The organism is Clostridium sp. NSJ-49 (assembly GCF_014287725.1).
Lineage (GTDB): Bacteria > Bacillota > Clostridia > Clostridiales > Clostridiaceae > Clostridium > Clostridium disporicum_B.
Window position 1 is genome coordinate 19,979 of the sequence record NZ_JACOOP010000037.1, and the last position, 18,511, is coordinate 38,489.

The 18,511-nt window shown below is 29.8% G+C and carries 17 protein-coding genes, 1 riboswitch and 1 other annotated feature; of the genes, 4 read left to right on the forward strand and 13 right to left on the reverse strand.

What is annotated here, in order from left to right:
• Positions 1-29: 29 nt before the first annotated feature.
• The 5 genes from H8S10_RS12710 to H8S10_RS12730 form a co-directional block, all read right to left on the reverse strand.
• Complete coding sequence (locus tag H8S10_RS12710) at positions 30-860, reverse strand: Cof-type HAD-IIB family hydrolase (protein WP_055263828.1); 831 nt, start codon at positions 858-860, stop codon at positions 30-32.
• Positions 861-1,051: 191 nt separating this feature from the next.
• Positions 1,052-1,375, reverse strand: coding sequence for a hypothetical protein (locus H8S10_RS12715; protein ID WP_055263830.1), 324 nt, complete (start codon positions 1,373-1,375; stop codon positions 1,052-1,054).
• Between the two features lie 195 nt (positions 1,376-1,570).
• Positions 1,571-2,194, reverse strand: coding sequence for a DUF47 family protein (locus H8S10_RS12720; RefSeq protein WP_055263832.1), 624 nt, complete (start codon positions 2,192-2,194; stop codon positions 1,571-1,573).
• Positions 2,195-2,241: 47 nt separating this feature from the next.
• Positions 2,242-3,294: an inorganic phosphate transporter gene (locus H8S10_RS12725; protein ID WP_186839134.1), complete on the reverse strand. Its 1,053-nt coding sequence runs from the start codon at positions 3,292-3,294 to the stop codon at positions 2,242-2,244.
• A gap of 117 nt (positions 3,295-3,411) precedes the next feature.
• A complete protein-coding gene (locus H8S10_RS12730; protein ID WP_186839135.1) occupies positions 3,412-4,293 on the reverse strand; it encodes a LysR family transcriptional regulator in 882 nt (293 codons plus the stop codon).
• A 113-nt stretch (positions 4,294-4,406) separates the two neighbouring features.
• Here H8S10_RS12730 and H8S10_RS12735 point away from each other — a divergent pair, with 113 nt between their 5' ends.
• Complete coding sequence (locus H8S10_RS12735) at positions 4,407-5,600, forward strand: coenzyme F420-0:L-glutamate ligase (protein ID WP_186839136.1); 1,194 nt, start codon at positions 4,407-4,409, stop codon at positions 5,598-5,600.
• Positions 5,601-5,811: 211 nt separating this feature from the next.
• On the opposite strand, the gene H8S10_RS12740 is transcribed toward H8S10_RS12735, so the two are convergent.
• The gene (locus tag H8S10_RS12740; protein ID WP_055263928.1) at positions 5,812-7,215 is read right to left on the reverse strand and encodes an FAD-dependent protein; all 1,404 of its coding nucleotides are present in this window, start codon (positions 7,213-7,215) and stop codon (positions 5,812-5,814) included.
• Between the two features lie 4 nt (positions 7,216-7,219).
• A riboswitch (purine riboswitch) is annotated at positions 7,220-7,321 on the reverse strand.
• A 191-nt stretch (positions 7,322-7,512) separates the two neighbouring features.
• Between H8S10_RS12740 and greA the strand changes: the two genes are divergently transcribed.
• Both greA and H8S10_RS12750 read left to right on the forward strand, forming a co-directional pair.
• Positions 7,513-7,977 (forward strand): transcription elongation factor GreA, encoded by a 465-nt coding sequence (gene greA, locus H8S10_RS12745; RefSeq protein ID WP_055263840.1) that lies wholly within the window; start codon positions 7,513-7,515, stop codon positions 7,975-7,977.
• Between the two features lie 65 nt (positions 7,978-8,042).
• Complete coding sequence (locus tag H8S10_RS12750; RefSeq protein WP_186839137.1) at positions 8,043-8,546, forward strand: thioredoxin family protein; 504 nt, start codon at positions 8,043-8,045, stop codon at positions 8,544-8,546.
• A gap of 69 nt (positions 8,547-8,615) precedes the next feature.
• On the opposite strand, the gene fsa is transcribed toward H8S10_RS12750, so the two are convergent.
• From fsa to H8S10_RS12770, 4 genes are all read right to left on the reverse strand, one after another.
• Positions 8,616-9,263: a fructose-6-phosphate aldolase gene (gene fsa, locus H8S10_RS12755; protein WP_186839138.1), complete on the reverse strand. Its 648-nt coding sequence runs from the start codon at positions 9,261-9,263 to the stop codon at positions 8,616-8,618.
• Between the two features lie 152 nt (positions 9,264-9,415).
• Positions 9,416-11,326, reverse strand: a complete 1,911-nt coding sequence (gene thrS, locus H8S10_RS12760; RefSeq protein ID WP_186839139.1) for a threonine--tRNA ligase — start codon at positions 11,324-11,326, stop codon at positions 9,416-9,418.
• 137 nt (positions 11,327-11,463) lie between these two features.
• Positions 11,464-11,690, reverse strand: a binding site (T-box leader).
• 119 nt (positions 11,691-11,809) lie between these two features.
• On the reverse strand, positions 11,810-12,682 hold the full coding sequence (locus tag H8S10_RS12765; RefSeq protein WP_186839140.1) for an MBL fold metallo-hydrolase: 873 nt from the start codon (positions 12,680-12,682) through the stop codon (positions 11,810-11,812).
• 30 nt (positions 12,683-12,712) lie between these two features.
• Positions 12,713-13,597 (reverse strand): response regulator transcription factor, encoded by an 885-nt coding sequence (locus H8S10_RS12770; protein ID WP_186839141.1) that lies wholly within the window; start codon positions 13,595-13,597, stop codon positions 12,713-12,715.
• Positions 13,598-13,843: 246 nt separating this feature from the next.
• Between H8S10_RS12770 and H8S10_RS12775 the strand changes: the two genes are divergently transcribed.
• On the forward strand, positions 13,844-15,745 hold the full coding sequence (locus H8S10_RS12775) for an FAD-dependent oxidoreductase (RefSeq protein WP_186839142.1): 1,902 nt from the start codon (positions 13,844-13,846) through the stop codon (positions 15,743-15,745).
• A 97-nt stretch (positions 15,746-15,842) separates the two neighbouring features.
• Here H8S10_RS12775 and H8S10_RS12780 read toward each other — a convergent pair whose 3' ends face one another.
• Genes H8S10_RS12780 through H8S10_RS12790 form a run of 3 tightly spaced genes read right to left on the reverse strand, consistent with a single transcriptional unit; the run spans position 15,843 to position 18,214 of the window.
• Entirely contained in the window at positions 15,843-16,670 is an 828-nt protein-coding gene (locus tag H8S10_RS12780) for an aldo/keto reductase (protein WP_186839143.1), read from the reverse strand.
• A 1-nt stretch (position 16,671) separates the two neighbouring features.
• Positions 16,672-17,346 (reverse strand): ribose 5-phosphate isomerase A, encoded by a 675-nt coding sequence (rpiA, locus tag H8S10_RS12785; RefSeq protein WP_186839144.1) that lies wholly within the window; start codon positions 17,344-17,346, stop codon positions 16,672-16,674.
• Positions 17,347-17,362: 16 nt separating this feature from the next.
• Positions 17,363-18,214, reverse strand: coding sequence for a MurR/RpiR family transcriptional regulator (locus H8S10_RS12790; protein ID WP_055263856.1), 852 nt, complete (start codon positions 18,212-18,214; stop codon positions 17,363-17,365).
• Between the last annotated feature and the right edge of the window lie 297 nt (positions 18,215-18,511).

Here is an 18,511-nt window from a genome sequence, read left to right on the forward strand (position 1 = left end):
TTAATAGTATAACAGAGCTTCTTTTATTTTTAATCTATACTTTTTTCTAAGATAAACTTTTCAATAAGTTCTGCAACTACGCCTTCATTATTAGTAGCCTTTGTTACATAATCACAGGTCTTCTTTACATCATCTACTGCATTTTGAGCAGCTACTGAAAGTCCAGCAACCTTAAGCATAGCCATATCATTATAGTTATCTCCTACTGCAATAGTATCCTTAATATCTATATTTAATAGATTTGCTAAATCTATCAATCCTTGTCCCTTATCAACACCTAGAGTATTAAATTCCATATATCTATTAGATGAATAACTTACTGAGCATTGTCCTTCTATTATACTCTTCATATCTTCTTCTAGTGACATTAAATAATCAACATCAACATTTTGATAAATAACTTTAGAAATTTCTTCATTTTCTAAAAAATCTACTGTATTACTGTCCATTCTAATATGATTTATTCTACTTAATCTTTCCTCTTCACTATCAGAAATATTAAAAACATATAAATCTCTTTGAGTATAAATATGAATACATAAATCTTTTTTTAAACCATACTCAAAAAGTTCTTTCATCTTACTAAAGCTTAATCCTTTAAACTGTAATATTCTATTGCCAATATTCTCTGTTAAAGCACCACCATTAAATGAAAGTACATATTCACCCTCCTTATTATGAAGTTCTAATGTTTTAAGCTCCTTTTGAATTAATTCATATCCACGCCCTGTAGCAGGTACAAACTTAACTCCATACTCTTCTCTTGCTTTTTTTATTAAATCAATATTTCTTTGACATATTTCATGATTGTCATTTAATAATGTTTCATCCATATCACATGCTATTAGTTTATAACCCATAATTCATCCCCTAATTTTATTATTATAAGTTTCACTTTAAAACTTAATTACTTTAATTATAATTCCCACCTGCTATAATTCATTTTCATATTTTGAAATTATATAAGTTAATGTGATAATAACTTACTTATTAAAAATTAAAGGATACCTACATCAGGTATCCTTCTATTAATATACAAATCTAATTTTCTCTAGTATTCAAAAGTTAGAGCTACTTCCCCTTCTCCTATAATACAAATAATTCTATTTGGCTCTATATTTCTCAATGTAAACTTTTCTTTTACTGGCAATATTGAAAAATATTGCAATCCTAAATTCTCGTCAAAAATCATCATTTTAGTCAGTGTATCAGTTGTTAATGTTACATTAATATTCACAGTTTTTGTATTATCAAATCTATAAAATCCCTCTGTATAAGTGTTAGAAATAGCAGGTATTAAATCTTCAGAACAATATACCTTAGTGCTAAACATACTTAATACAATTATAAGTGCTATTAAAAGCTTTTTTAACATATATAATCTCCTTATCCTTTAAAAATTTATATTTTTTTCACTTTAAATTCTAAACCTTCCTATTATTTATTATGGATTATTTTATTTTATATATTCTTTCAAAAACTATATAAAATAATCTAAAACTAACAAAAGTTTAGGCTTTAGATAAAAAGACTTTTATACGAAATAGCTTTCTCCTTTACGCAGTAAATTCTAAGTATTTCTCATTATTACACTTTCGATTCCATCAGCTACATGTTCACAAGCATCACAACACTTCTCAAAATACTCAAAAGTTTCCTTCCAGGTTATAAATTTAATAGGTTCCATTATAGATGAATAAAAACCTCTTATACTTCTAGTATAAATCCTATCACCTTCTTCTTCTAAATCACTAATATTAATTATTAGCTTTCTTATTTCAGATGATTTTTTAAAGTTTCGGAACTCTTTAATCAAAGCACTAGTTTCATTACATATCTTCACTATTAACTTGCTAAATTCAACTGCTTCTTCCCTCATAACACTAATATTAAACATATAAATTCTAACTAAAACATCTTCTATAGCATCAGTTACATTATCTATCTCATTGGCAAGTTCTATAATATCGCCTCTCTCAATAGGAGTTATAAATTCTTTTGATAGCTTATTAATCATCTCATGTTTTTTTATATCTGCATTATGTTCAATTTTATGCATATCTTTTATCCTACTATCTATTTGGCTCATTCTAAAATTACTTATGGTATTATCTAATAACGAAGCAGCTTCACATGAATATCCTATCAAATCTACCAGCATTTCAAAATAGTCGTTATTTTTCTTAACTGCCATTTAATCAATACTCCCTTCAACCTTTTTAAGTTTCAAATTATACATTGTTAGAAAATCTGAATAAATAACTTAGCCATTAAAAATCCTATAACTCCGCAACCTGGAAATGTAAGAATCCATGTTAATACCATTTCTTTAACTACACCCCAATTTACAGAACTTAATCTCTTAGCTGCACCAACACCCATTATTGCTGTAGTCTTAGTATGAGTAGTACTTACAGGCATACCTACTACTGAAGAAATCAAAAGACATCCTGCACCAGCTAAATCTGCTGAAAAACCTTGATACTTTTCAAGTTTAACCATGTCCATACCAACAGCTTTTATAATCTTATATCCACCAATAGAAGTTCCAAGAGCCATAACAGCTGAACTTAATACCATAAGCCATACCGGAATGACGAAATTACTAACATCAGATTGCCCTTTTGCTAAAAACATTCCTAGCATAAATACCCCCATAAATTTTTGTCCATCTTGAGCTCCATGCATAAACGCCATAGCTGCTCCCCCTACTACCTGAGCATCTTGGAAAAACTCACTAGTTTTTCGTCTATCAAAGCCCTTAAATAGAAACTCTACTATCTTTACTGTAATCCACCCTAAGAGAAAACCTAATATTGTAGATAATATCAAGCCATAAATAACCTTAATCCACTCGCCTCCATTAATCCCTTTAAGTCCACCTTGAAGTGCTATCGCTGCTCCTGATATCCCAGCTATTAAAGCATGACTTTCACTTGTAGGAATTCCAAAATACCATGCAGCTGTAGCCCATAACACAATTGCAAATAAAGCAGCACATAATGCAACTAATGATTCTGCTGGATCCCCACCAAAATCAACCATATTATATATAGTTTCAGCTACATTTGCATTTATAATGGTCATTATAAATACCCCTAAGAAGTTAAATACAGCAGCCATCATTATAGCTGCTCTCGGTGTAATAGCCCTTGTTGATACACATGTTGCAATAGCATTAGGTGCATCTGTCCACCCATTTACCATTATAACTCCTAAGGTTAAAATTACCGTTATTAATAAAGGTAGATTATGTGTTAACTCATATATAAACTCTGCCAAAGAAATAGTCATTAAGTACACTCCTCATAAATAATATAATTTACTAGTTTATAAAAACTTTTCGATACTTAATTCTATTTTTTAACTTTACCTTTAATACATTTTTATTAGTATATTTTTTATTAAATCTTATTCTTTTATTATTTTTAAAAATTCTATTGCTCCTAATGATAATGGTACTTTCTTCAAATAACATGCACCTATGCTTCTTTTAGGAATCTTCTCTATAGTATCAATTTCGTATAAATAATTTTTTTCTAAATATTCCTCAGAAAACTCTTTAATTACGCAAGCAATTCCTAAATTTATTTTTGCAAACTCTAAAAGTAAATCATACGACCCTAATTCAAAATCCGGTGATAAATTTACACCTTTTGAATTCATAAAACTCTCTACATATTTTCTTGAGTTTGATGACTTTTCTAAGAATATTAAAGGTAATTTTGTTAATTCTTCATAAGAAACTTTATCACTTATCAACTTTTTATACTTTTCTCCACAAACAAATATATCTTGTATTTCAGCACAAGGTATTAATTCTAATGAAGAATCATCTATAGGAAAGTTACAAATTGCAATATCTATATCACCAGACTTTATATATGAACAAAGCTCGGTTGTTGTGCTATTAATAATCCTTAATTTTATATTTGGATATTTATTATGAAACTTTTCTAAGAAAGGTATTAAGTAATGCTTTGATATTGTATCACCTACTCCTATCTTTAATTCTCCTGTAGAAAGATTTTTAAATTCAAATATCTTCTCTTCCCCTGCTTCAATAAGAGTTATTGCTGAATTTACATAATCAAAAAGATTCTCTCCTTCAGTAGTAAAAGTTACTCCTTTACGAGTTCTATTAAAAAGACGAATATTCAATTCACTTTCTAATTGCATTATTGATTGACTAACAGCTGGTTGAGTCATATATAGTTCTTCTGCCGCCTTTGAAAAACTACCACTCTTCCCCACCTGTCTAAAAACTCTATATAAGTCTAATTTACCTATCATATAAGTACTCCTTATATTAAATATACAAACTATTTATTTTACTTATATTATATCTAATAGTATATTACAGGTATAGAAAATTTTTTTAAATTTTACATAAGGGAGAGATTATTTTGGAAAGAGTTATAGGAACAGTTGTTAGAGGTCTTAGATGTCCAATTGTCAAAGAAGGAGATAATATTGAACAAATAGTTGTTGATTCAGTTTTAAAAGCAGTTGAAACAGAAAACTTAACTTTAAATGATAAAGATATAGTAACAGTAACAGAATCAATAGTTGCACGTGCTCAAGGAAACTACGCTACAATCGATCAAATAGGACAAGATGTTAGTTCTAAATTCGGTGAAGATACAATAGGTGTTATATTCCCTATCTTAAGTCGTAATAGATTTGCCATATGTTTAAGAGGTATTGCTAAAGGCGCTGCTAAAAAAATAGTTCTAATGTTAAGCTATCCTTCAGATGAGGTTGGTAATCACTTAGTCGATTTAGATCTTTTAGATGAAAAAGGAATTAACCCTTGGACTGATGTTTTAACAGAAGCTGAATTCCGTAACCTTTTCGGATATAATAAACATACTTTTACTGGTGTTGATTACATAGAATACTACAAATCACTTATAGAAGAATACGGAATAGAGTGTGAAGTTATTTTCTCGAATGACTGTAGAACTATATTAAATTACACTAAGAGCGTTCTTACTTGTGATATTCACTCAAGATTTAGAACTAAGAGATTATTAAGAGCTAATGGTGCTGAAAAAGTTTATGGACTAGATGATATAATGACTGAATCTATAGACGGCAGTGGTTGTAATAAAACTTATGGTTTACTTGGCTCTAATAAATCAACAGAAGAAACAGTTAAACTTTTCCCAACTAACTGTCAATTAGTAGTAGATAATATACAAGCTATTTTATATGAAAAGACTGGTAAAAATATTGAAGTTATGATTTACGGAGATGGTGCATTCAAAGACCCAGTAGGTAAGATTTGGGAACTAGCTGACCCTGTTGTTTCTCCTGCTTATACTTCTGGATTAGAAGGAACACCAAACGAAGTAAAAATTAAATATCTTGCAGATAATAACTTTGCTAACCTAGAAGGTGAAGAATTAAAGAAAGCTATCTCTGAATATATTGAAAATAAAGATGCTGATTTAACTGGTAACATGGTTTCTCAAGGAACTACTCCTAGAAGACTTACTGACCTTATAGGCTCATTATCAGATTTAACTTCTGGTAGTGGAGATAAGGGAACACCAATCATCTTCATCCAAGGTTACTTTGATAATTATACTAAATAGTTTACCCATTAAATAATATACAAATATATAAAATAAAGACTGTGTATAGCCGTCTTTATTTTTTATTAAATTTATTCTACAAATAAAGATACAAATTCAAACTTTAGAATTTACACAGACTTACTAATGAAAAAAGCCAGCTAAAGCTGACTTTAAATCATTATATTTTCAGAAACACATCAGTTTCCTTCTTAACATTAACTTTTATATCTTAACTATTTGCTAAGTTTCTTCCCATCATAACTCCCATAGCTGAAGCCATCATTAGACCTCTTGTCCAACCTGAAGAATCCCCTAAACAATATAATCCTTTTATATTAGTTTCAAAATTCTTATCAAGTTCTATTTTATTACTATAAAATTTAATCTCTGGTCCGTAAAGAAGAGTTTCTCTACTTGCAAATCCAGGAACTACAACATCCATAGATTCTATAAAGTTTAAAATATTAGTCATTGTTCTATATGGTATAGCTGAAGTTAAATCTCCTGCTTCAGCATCTGGAAGAGTATGTTTTATATTTGATTGATATAACTCATGCTCCCATGTTCTCTTACCGTCTAAAATATCACCATATCTTTGAACGATAATACTTCCATTTCCAAGCATATTTACAAGTTCAGCAACCTTCTTACCATATTCTATAGGTTTATTGAATGGCTCACAGAAATTGTGAGAACTTAATATTGCTAAGTTAGTATTTTCTGACTTTTTATTTTTATATGAATGTCCATTTACTATAGCTAAATCATTATCGTAGTTTTCTTGGCTAACAAATCCACCTGGGTTTTGACAGAAAGTTCTTACCTTATCGTGGAATGGAGCTGGGTAACCAATAAGCTTTGATTCGTATAAAACATCATTTACACTTTCCATAACTTCATTTCTAAGCTCAACTCTAACTCCGATATCAACAGTTCCTGCTCTATGATCAATATTATGTTCTAAACACATATCCTTTAACCAATCAGCACCTTTTCTACCTGTAGCCACTACTACTTTATCTGCATAAACTTTTTCTTCTATCTTTTTAGTTCTTGAATCAGCTATTAATACACCTTTAATAGCATTGTCTTCTACTATTAAATTCTTAGCAACTGTATCAAATTTTATTTCAACACCTAATTCTAAAAGGTGATTTTGAATCTTTAAATATATTTGTTGTGCCATTTCAGTACCTAAATGTCTTATAGGACAATCTACAAGCTTTAAGTTACCTTTAATAGCTTTTCTTCTTATTTCTTTTACTGCTTCGTTATTCCCTACACCTTCAACTTTAGTATCTGCACCAAAATCTAAATATATTTTATCAGTATAATCAATAAACTCTTGAACTAGGCTTGGTCCCATAAGCTCTGGCAAATCTCCACCTACCTCATAGTTTAATGAAAGCTTTCCATCAGAGAAAGCACCTGCTCCTGAAAAACCAGTAGTTATATGACAGTAAGGCTTACATGACACACATACATTAGTTTTTTCTTTAGGACAAGATCTTTTATCTATTCTTCTTCCCGCCTCAATAAGTAAAATATTCTTTTCTGGGTTTAATGTTTTCGCTTCTAATGCTGTGAAAATTCCAGATGGACCTGCTCCTACAATTATTACATCATAATTCATCATAAAATACCTCCAACTAGCTTATAGTTCAGCTTTTTACGGTAGCTGAGTAGAAACATCTAGACCTTATTACCAGAAATATATAAGCGAATATTTTTAATCTTTATTTAAATTTTGTTCGGTTTTATTATATTACATTTTACGAACGAAATCAATATGTTTTTAAATAATATTTGTATTTTTTACAATATCAATTTATATATTCCTTTTCTTAAATTATATTGAATTACACTTTAAATTTTTTCTATATATTATATAATATTAAGATAATGATTTTTATTTTGAGAGGTATTTTTTATGAATAATATATTGACTGAAGAAAATATTAAAAAATTAAGAGAAGAGTTAGATTATAGAATGACTGTAAAGAGAGCTGAAATAGCTAAAGATAAACTTATTGCTGCAGCTCATGGTGACCGTTCAGAAAACGCTGAATATAAAGCTGCTTGTGAAAACTATAGAGAAAATGACAACAGAATACAATACTTATTAACTATGATTTCTACAGCAACAGTAGTTGATGATTCTTCATTAGACAAATCAGTATTAGGTATAAACAGTAAAGCAAGAATTAGATTTATCGAATTTGACGACGAAGATACAATAACTCTTACTACTACTCTTGATGCTAATCCTGAAGATATGCTTATAAGTATAGAATCTGATTTAGGAAAAGCACTAGCTGGAAAAAAGGTTGGAGATATTGTTGAAGTAAATGCTCCTGCTGAAAACTATTCGGTTGAAATATTAGAAATACTATAAGTGTAAAGCTACGAACGTATGCGAGTAGTGTGTTTCAAATAAAAAATAATAAATGAGGTTTTACTATGGTTGAAATGAATATTAGAGAATTATATGAGGTTGGCACTACTTTTGAATCAGCAGTTGGTCAAGGTACAAAAGGCGAAAGAGCTAGAATACCTAAAAATTATTCGAGAATTAATTTTACAGAAGATATGGTTAATTTTTTAGCTAGCTTTGATAAAGAAATTAACTTTCTAATTGCAGGTGAGATTTGGTGTCCAGATTTCCAATTAAATGCCACAGTTTTAAAGAAGTTTACAGAGATTAATAGTAATTTTGATATGTCTGTAATATCGATGGGCAGAGGTAAAAAGTTCTTATTTCCTATTTTAAATGTTGAAAACATGAAATTTCCTGTAATAGTAGTTTTAGATAAAGAATTTAACATTTTAGGTACTTTTGAAGAAAGACCTAATGTAGTTCATGAATCATCTAATTTTGAAGATATAAAACTGGATTATTATAAAGGCAGATACTTAATAGATTCCGCTAATGAATTTATAGATATTATAAATAAAGCAAAATAAGCACTTACTTTCCAGTTATAAAAAGAAGCCAAAAGTTTATCTACCTTTTAGCTTCTTTTTATAATTTTATTATTTTTTAGGAACAGCTTCCCAATCCTTTAAAAATTTTTCTATTCCTATATCAGTTAATGGATGCTTAGCCATTTGAATTATTACTTTATAAGGAACTGTTGCTATATGAGCTCCACATCTCGCTGCTTTAGTAACATGAATTGGACTTCTTATACTTGCAGCAATTATTTCTGTTCTTATATCATGTATCTCAAATATCTCAACAATTTCTTTTATTAATTCAATTCCATCCATGCCTATATCATCTAATCTACCTAAAAAAGGGCTTACATAAGTGGCTCCAGCTCTTGCAGCAAGTAACGCTTGTGCTGCTGAAAATATAAGGGTCACATTTGTCTTTATACCTTTAGATGATAATATTTTTGTAGCCTTTAACCCCTCTTCAGTCATTGGAATCTTAATTACTATATTTTTATGAATTTTTACAAGTTCATCTGCTTCTTTAACCATTCCTTCTGCTTCTGTACTTACAACTTCAGCACTAATAGGTCCATCAACTATATTTGTTATTTCTGTAATAACCTCTTTAAAATCTCTTCCTGATTTTGCAATTAAGGATGGATTTGTAGTTACTCCACATATAACTCCCATATCATTAGCTTTTTTAATCTCTTCAACTATAGCCGTATCTATAAATAGCTTCATTCTAACTCCTCCCTTGAATTAACTTTAATAATTCAATTACAATATATGCAAATACAATAACTTTATACTGAATTCTTGACTTTATAATCCATTATATATTTTATGCATATAGTATACTTACATATATATCTCATTAACTAATCTCTAAAACTTTAACCCATATCATATGATTTTATTTCATTTCTAATCCTATCTATGAATCCATCTAATTCTACAGAACCTTCATCTCCATTTTTTCTGCTTCTTAAAGCTATATTTTGATTTTCTACTTCTTTTTCTCCAACTATAACTATATATGGTACTCTTTCATTTCTTGCTTCTCTTATCTTATAACCTATTTTTTCAGCACGTAAATCCTCTTCAACTCTTATGCCATTATCTAATAATTTATTTTTTACTTCACTTGCATAATCATTAAACTTATCTGATATAGGCAAAATCTTAACTTGAACTGGAGCAAGCCATGTTGGGAATTTACCTGCAAAATGCTCAATTAATATTCCAATAAATCTTTCTATACTTCCAAAGATTACTCTATGGATAACTATAGGTCTATGCTTCTCTCCATCACTACCTATATAATCAAGTTCAAATCTTTGTGGCAACTGGAAGTCTAATTGTATTGTTCCACATTGCCATGTTCTACCTAGGCTATCTTGAAGATGGAAATCTATCTTTGGTCCATAAAAGGCTCCATCACCTTCATTTATCTTATATGGTAAATTTAATTCATCTAGAGCTCCTTTTAATGACTCTTCAGCTATATTCCAGTCTTCATCACTTCCCATTGAGTCTTCTGGCCTTGTAGAAAGCTCAATATTATATTTAAATCCAAATTTTGAATATACTTCATCAATAAGCTCTACGACACCTTTTATCTCAGATTTAATTTGTTCAGGTAACATAAAAATATGCGCATCATCTTGAGTAAAAGCTCTAACTCTCATAAGTCCATGTAAAGCACCTGAAAGTTCATGTCTATGAACTCTTCCCAGTTCACCTAACCTCATTGGAAAATCTCTATATGAATGGACTTCTGATTTATAAACAAGCATTCCACCTGGACAATTCATCGGCTTTAATGCAAATTCTTCTTCATCAATAATTGAAGTGTACATATTTTCCTTATAGTGATACCAATGTCCTGATGTTTCCCAAAGCTTCTTATTTAACATTATTGGAGTTTCAATTTCTACATATCCAGCTTTTTGATGAACTTCTCTCCAATAATTTATTAAAGTATTTTTTAAAACAACTCCTTTAGGTAAGAAAAATGGGAATCCTGGCCCCTCTTCTACAAAAGTAAACAGTTTTAAGTCTTTACCTAACTTTCTATGATCTCTCTTTTTTGCTTCCTCTAAATTATGAAGATAAGTTTTTAGCTCATCTTTGCTTGCAAAGGCCACACCATAAACCCTTTGAAGCATTTTATTTTTTTCATTTCCTCTCCAATAAGCACCTGCTACGGAAGTTAATTTAAATGCTTTTATATACTTAGTTGAATAAATATGAGGCCCTCTACAAAGGTCAATAAATTCACCTTGCTTATATAAAGATATTTTTTCTCCCTCTGGTAAATCACTTATAAGTTCTACCTTATAATCTTCACCTCTGTCTTTCATAAGCTTTAAAGCTTCTTCTCTTGATATATCCACTCTTTCAAAATTTAGGTTTTCAGAAATAATATTATTAATTTCTTTTTCAATTTTATTTAAATCTTCTGCTGTTAACGGTTCTTCTATATCAAAATCATAATAAAACCCATTATCTATTGATGGCCCTATTGCTAATTTTACATTCTTAAATACTCTCTTAACTGCTTGAGCCATAACATGTGAAGTAGAATGTCTCATAACTTCAACTGCTTTCTCATCTTCAAATGTTAAAATATTTACCTCATCATTATTTTTTAACTTATAACTTAAATCAACTAAGGTTCCATTTACTTCACCTACCACTGCTGATTTAGATAGATTCTTGCTTAGTGATTTTGCAAGTTCATAAATATTAGAACCTTCTTGGACTTCTCTTACTGATCCATCTTTTAATTTTACGTTAATCATACCTCTACCTCCTTAAGTGAGATTAAAAATTTCGCCCACAGGGCGCACATGTAATTTGTTTAATCGAACTTACACCTTCGATTCTAGGAGAAGGTGATTCCTATATTAATTTAAAATAAAAAAACATCCATCCCTAACCTTGGGACGAATGTTTACATACGTGGTTCCACCCAAATTGAATTACTACAATTCAATTCATCTCTTAAAATTTAACGATTTTCACCGATGATATTTCACCTTTAGACTACTAAACCATAGCTCCAGGGTAGTTTTCTTATAGTCATATTTAAGAATGCTTACAGCCGGCGACATTCTCTCTCTTCAAACTGTACTCTATAGTACTCTTCCCTTTCCTTGCCTATAAATATTAAAACTAATATTATCACTTTTACAATATTTTGTAAATATATCTTTTAAATATTTTATGTTTTAATACCTAATTTTATTCAAAAAAGAAGTCGCACCTTTAATGCGACTTCTCTATTAAAACTCTGCTATCTCTATTGTTCCATCTTGTAAAACTGTAAATGTTATTCCTCTATCATAATTTTCAGTTATATAAATCTCTGAAGTACTTAATGCTTTTCTAACTCTCTTACTAGCAGAATTAGTATCTACTGTAGTATCTGTTGTAATAACTGAATACTTTGGAGAAACAGCTATTGCAAATTCATCTGATGTAGCATCCTTATTTCCATGATTTCCAACCTTTAATATATCACTAGAAAGATCTACCCCAGCATCCATAAGTGTCTTTTCCTCTGCAAACTGCATATCTCCAGTAAACAAGAAAGTCTTCCCATTTACTACAAGCTTCATTACAAGTGAATTATCGTTATCGTCATCTTCATTTAACACAAAAGGTCCAATTACATCAAAATAAATATCATCTGTAATCTTAACCTTATCTCCGGCATTTAATTTTGTTATTGGTAGATAAAGATCCTCTGATAAATTATCTATTTTATTTTCACCATTCTTTTTATTTTCAGATATTTCTGCTCTGTACATCATCTCTATATCATAAGCTGCTGCAACTGCTTCCATACCACCAATATGATCTTTATGTGTATGAGTTAAAAATACTCCATCTAAAGTATCTACATCTTTTGCTTTAAGGCCCTCTAGAAGCATTTCTGAATTTTCCTCTAGTCCAGTATCTATAAGATAATTCTTATCATCAATTTGAACTAAAATAGCATCTCCTTTACCTACGTTTATGTATGAAACATTAACATTTTCTGCTTTACTAGATATATTGGATAAACTATTTTCTTTATTTTTCCCACACCCAACTAATACAAATATCATAAAAAAACTACTTAATATTTTAAAAATGCTTTTCTTATTATTCATCAAAATTCTCCTCTCTTAAATTACTTCAACTTATTTTTCATAAGCTAATTTATAATGCTTTCGATATTGAAGTGGAGTCATCTTATATTGTTTTTTAAATACTCTATAAAAATAACTTTTTTCTTTAAAACCAATCATTTCAACGATATTTTGTACAGTCAAATTTGTAGTAACTAACAACCATCTAGCTTTTTCCAACTTTATTTCTAATAGCTTTTCAGAAAATTGGCAATTAGCTAATACTTTAAATCTTACCGAAAAATATGTGGGATTAAAATTAAAATGTTCTGCCATAGACCTAAGAGTTACTGTTGAATAATTATCTACCATATACTTAAGCCACTTTCCAATATCATAATCCTTCATCATACTAGACTCACTTATTATTAGTGCCTCTTGATGGACCTTATGTAAATTAGTTAAAAATAAAATCAAAGAAGCTTTTACTAATTTATAATTTTCTTCATCGTTACTACTTAGCTCATATAATAATATATTTAAATATGTCTTAACTACCTCTTGCATAGTTATATCAAATAGCAAATATTCCATTTGAGATGTATCTAATCTTAAAAAATCATATAATATTGGACAATCTGCCATTTGCGCTATTAATTGAGTAGTTATAAACTCTTTCTTTAACTTTACAAAGCAAATCTCATTCTTATCTTTAATATTATATTTTATTTCCCCTACTTGCTTCAGTAATATAATATTACCACTAAACAAGTTAATAACTTTAGAATCTATAGTTATACTTCCTTGTCCAAAAACTACTATCAAAATTATATTTCCTTTTTCATTTGATAATATACCTTCTTCACCTTCAATTAATCTTATATTATAAATTCCATTTTTATTTTCTTTTTTATTTCTTATTTTATTTAAAACACTTTTAACTTCCATAGTTTTCATTACCGCTTTCTATATAAAAGTTTTATTCTTAGCTATATAAAATCTATTATATTTTTATTAACTTAATATTACCTTAATCATTTTATTACCATAACATAATTAGAATATTATTAAAATATCACATCTTTCAATTCTTAAAATAAACCACTTTTTCTGCAAAATGCATCATCTTCTTTTAACTTTTTTATACTGTTATACTTTTTCTTGTTAGTTAAAGATATAACAATGAATGGGGGAAACACTAAAATGATAAGAAAAAAATTAAGTATGCTATTAGCAACAGCTTTAGTTTTTGCTATGAGTACAAGCCTTTTTGTTGGTTGTAGCTCAAATAATACTGGTTCTAAATCAACTGCAAAAGCTGGTACTTATACAGCAACTGAAAAAGGATTTGGTGGAGATGTTACAGTTAATGTAACTATTGCTGAAGATGGAAGCATCGAAAGTATTGATGTTACTGCTGACTCTGAAACTCCTGATATCGGTGGTAAAGCTGCTCCTCAATTAGCAGAAACTATAGTAAATAATCAAAGCTTAGCTGTTGATACAGTAAGTGGTGCAACTGTTACAAGCACAGCTGTAATTACAGCAATAACTAACGCTTTAACTGAAGCTGGTGCTGATATAGATGCATTAAAAAATGCTGAAACTGCTAAGAAAGGTGAAAATGAAGAAGCTACTGTTGACGTTGTTGTAGTTGGTGCTGGTGGTTCTGGTACTGCTGCTGCTTTAGCTGCTGCCGAAGCTGGACTTAACGTAATGGTTATAGAGAAAACTGCTTCAGCTGGTGGTAATACAAAAATATCTTCTGGATTCTTCGCTGTTGATACAGAGCTTTTAAAAGAAGATGGATATGATCTTTCTGTAGATAAAGCAGTTCAAAATTTAATGGAATTTAACCAATACTTATCAAACGGTACAATCGTAAGAAAGATTGTTGAAAACGCTGGTGATACAGTTGAATGGTTACAAGGATATGGAGTTGATTTCTACATTCCAGAAACTACAACTCAATTAGCTCACGAAGATGACGTTTATAAGTGGAAAACTTATCACAAATATAAAGATAATGCCGTAGCATATGAAAATATGTATGCTAATTTAGATAACATGGGTGCTGATGTACGTTACAATACTTCTCTTGAAACTATAATCAAGAATGACGAAGGTGTTGTTACAGGTATAACAGCTACTAAAGCTGATGGTGGTACTTTAACAGTTAACGCTAAAGCAACTATCATCTGTACTGGTGGATACGGTGCTGATGCTGAAAAAACTGCTGAAGCTTTAAAATCTGATTTATTTAACTCTCTTGGTATGCCAAATGCTGGAGAAGGTATAGAAGCTATCGAAGCTGTTGGTGGATACGACCTAGATGCAACTCCACTTTTACATGCTTGTCAATTTGCAGAATCAGAAGTTAAACAAGATTCAGCTGGTGAAAACCTTGCTGGTTTCTCTGATACAAGCTTAACTCAAGTATTAAATACTCCATTATTATGGGTAGACCAAACTGGTAGCCGTTTCACTAACGAAGATGTTGTTTATGATACAGCATTCTGGGCAAACGCTGCTTACACTGTTGGTGGAAAATACTACATCATAGTAGATGAAGCTACATTAAAATCTTTCTCTGAAGGAACTAAATTAACAGTTTCTCAAGCTGGTCCTGGTGCAAAAATGGATCTTGATGATTTCGTTGCATTAGCAGATGCATCTGTTGAAGCTGGTACTGCATTTAAAGGTGCTACTTTAGAAGAATTAGCTGAAAAAGCTGGTATGGATGCTGAAGATTTAAAAGCTACTGTTGAAAGATATAACACTATGGTTAAAAACGGTAAAGATACTGATTTCGGTAAAGCAAGTGAATCATTAGCTTACTCTGTAGAATCAGGTAACTTCTATGCTTTTGATGTAAGAGGTGTATTCCTTGGAACTATCGGTGGAGTTAAAGTTGATGAAAACATGCAAGTTATGAACACTAACTACGAGTTCATCCCTGGATTATATGCAGCTGGAGCAACTGCTGGTGGATACTACACTGGTGTTGGATACCCTCCATATGAAGGATTAGCATCTGGATTTGCTTATACTTCTGGTAGAATAGCTGGTATGAGCGCTGTAGATTATGTTAACTCTTTAAAATAGTTAAAAGCTATAATTTTAACCCCTAAAATATAGTTTTAAATATCTATCCCCAAATCATTTATTTTAATGATTTGGGGATTTCTTTCATTATGCAGTATTATACATCTAAGTATGTTGTATTAGCAGGAACACCTGATATATCTTCATTAACATTTAATTCATCAATCTTTTTAATATCTTCACTTGATATATCAAAATCAAATATATCTATATTAGCTTTTATTCTTTCTTCATTTGATGATTTTGGTATTGGAATTACTCCATTTTGTATGTGCCACCTTAAAGTAATCTGAGCTATACTTTTATTATATTTTTCTGATAACTCTAACATTAATGGTAAAGATAATATTTTCCCTCTCATTATAGGTCCCCATGCAACTACCTGAATATTATTTTCATTACAGTACTCAATTGTTTCCTTCTGAGTTTTGCAAGGATGTATCTCTATTTGATTTACCATAGGCATAATTTTAGCTGTCTTCTTTAATTCTTCTAAATGACCTATCTTAAAATTACATACTCCTATTGCTCTTACTTTTCCTTCTTTATAAAGATCTTCAAAAGCTCTCCAAGTTTCACTATTTAATTTATTAGGCCAATGAATTAAATATAAATCTAAGTAATCTACACCAAGTTTTTTTATAGACTTATTGAATGCATTAATTGTTTCCTCATAACCATGGTCATCATTCCAAAGCTTAGTCACAAGAAATATATCTTTTCTATCAATGCCACTTTCAGCTATTCCTTTACCAACACCTTCTTCATTTCCATAAAAAGAAGCTGTATCAATCTGTCTATATCCAAGATTAAGTGCTAGCTTGACTTTATCTATTACCTCTTGTTCTTCTCCAAGCTTATATGTCCCAAAACCAATTGAAGGTACATCAACTCCATTAGCTAATTTTCTAACCATACTTTCCATATTAATTTACCTCTCTTTCAATTATTTTTATTTCTGTATCACTGACTACTATTACTTTAGTAGCAATCTTATAAAATAATGACGTATCTACAACACCTACAATTGAATTTAAATCTTCATTTAATTTTTCTATACTGCTAATTTTATCTTTATCAAAAAAAGCATCAATTAAGAATAATCCATTATCTGATATTGTGATTCCATCCTTTGCTACACTACTTCTCATTTTAGGTATTCCGCCTAAATCTCTTATTACCGATTCTACATAACTCTTACTTTCAGGGATTATTTCTAAGACTACAGGATGATTAAATTCTAATCTCTTTACAACCTTACTTTCATCTACAAGGAGAACATACTCTTTGGCCATACTTGCAATAATCTTTTCTTTAGTATGAATTCCACCACCACTTTTTAACGCATTTAACTCTTCATCTACTTCATCACATCCATCAAATGCAATATCTACACTACTAATTGACCAAGTTGGTAGAACTTGAATACTATTTTCTATACAAAGACTTGCTGTCTTAAAAGATGGAGTAACTACTTTTACATTTAATCCAGATTCCTTTATATAAGAAATCAAATATCCTATAGTACTTCCCCCTCCAAGTCCTATTGTCATATTATCTTTTATATACTTTAAAGCTTCCTTTGCACATCTTCTTTTCACTTTTCATCTCTCCTATTTACAGCTTATCATCAGCAATTGATTGTTCATGCCTACTTAAGTTATCATAGACATCCTCTTTTCCTACAGTCAGGAATAAGTATAGTATTTCTATTACTGTCATAGCTGATATTCTTGAAAAATAATATTCATCTAAAAACAATTTTTCTCTAGTAGCCGTTGTGATATGATAATCACTTATTTTAGCTAATGGTGAATTAGCACTATTAGTAATCGATATTACTTTAGCTTCTTTTTTATGAGCTACTTCTGCTACATTTAATAATCTTTTAGATGCTCCTGAATTAGAAATTACTATCACAACATCTTCTTTTGTTAAATTATAAGTATATGCAATTTGTGTTTCCCAAATTGTATTAGCTACTGCTGGTATGCCAATTTGATTAAATTTATAACTTCCATCCATTGCAACTGGTATTGTATTACCTACCGCTGCAAATTGAATACTTCTGGCTCCACTTATCAACTTTATAATTCTGAGTAAATTCTCTTCATCTATCATAGATACAGTTTGGCTTAATTCCTCTACTTTATTAGCTAAAATGTTCTGTAATGATTTCTTGATATTATTTTGGTTAACATCTCCAGAAGCAGTTACTTCTGATTCACAACCTTTAACTAATTCTTTTGCAAGAGTAATCTTTAGATGATGAAACCCCTTCACATTACACTTTTTACAAAACCTAGAAACAGTTGCCTCACTAGTACCTGCTGCTTCAGCTAATTCTGCAATTGTTAATTCAACTACTTTAGAAGAATTATTTAAAATATAATTTGCAATTTTCTTTTCTGCATCAAAGAAATTATTATACTCAGCAAAAATTCTATCCCTAATTGTTTTATTTTCCATATGAAATTTCCTTTCATCATTTAGTATATTTTTAGTATATCAAAGAAATTAAATTTCGTAAATAATCATACCAAGAAATTAAATTTCTTGGTATTGCATAATATCTTATACCTATGTTAATTCTTTTTTATATACAAACTTATAATATTTAATATGAAGGGGCTGTATCAAAAAAAATTTGATATTTGCCGATAAAGAAAAGGAAGTTCGAATTTGAACTTCCTTTTTTGCGCATAGTAATAATATGAAAAACTTCACAAAAAATGTGATTCCTATGCAACAAATAGGATTTGCATT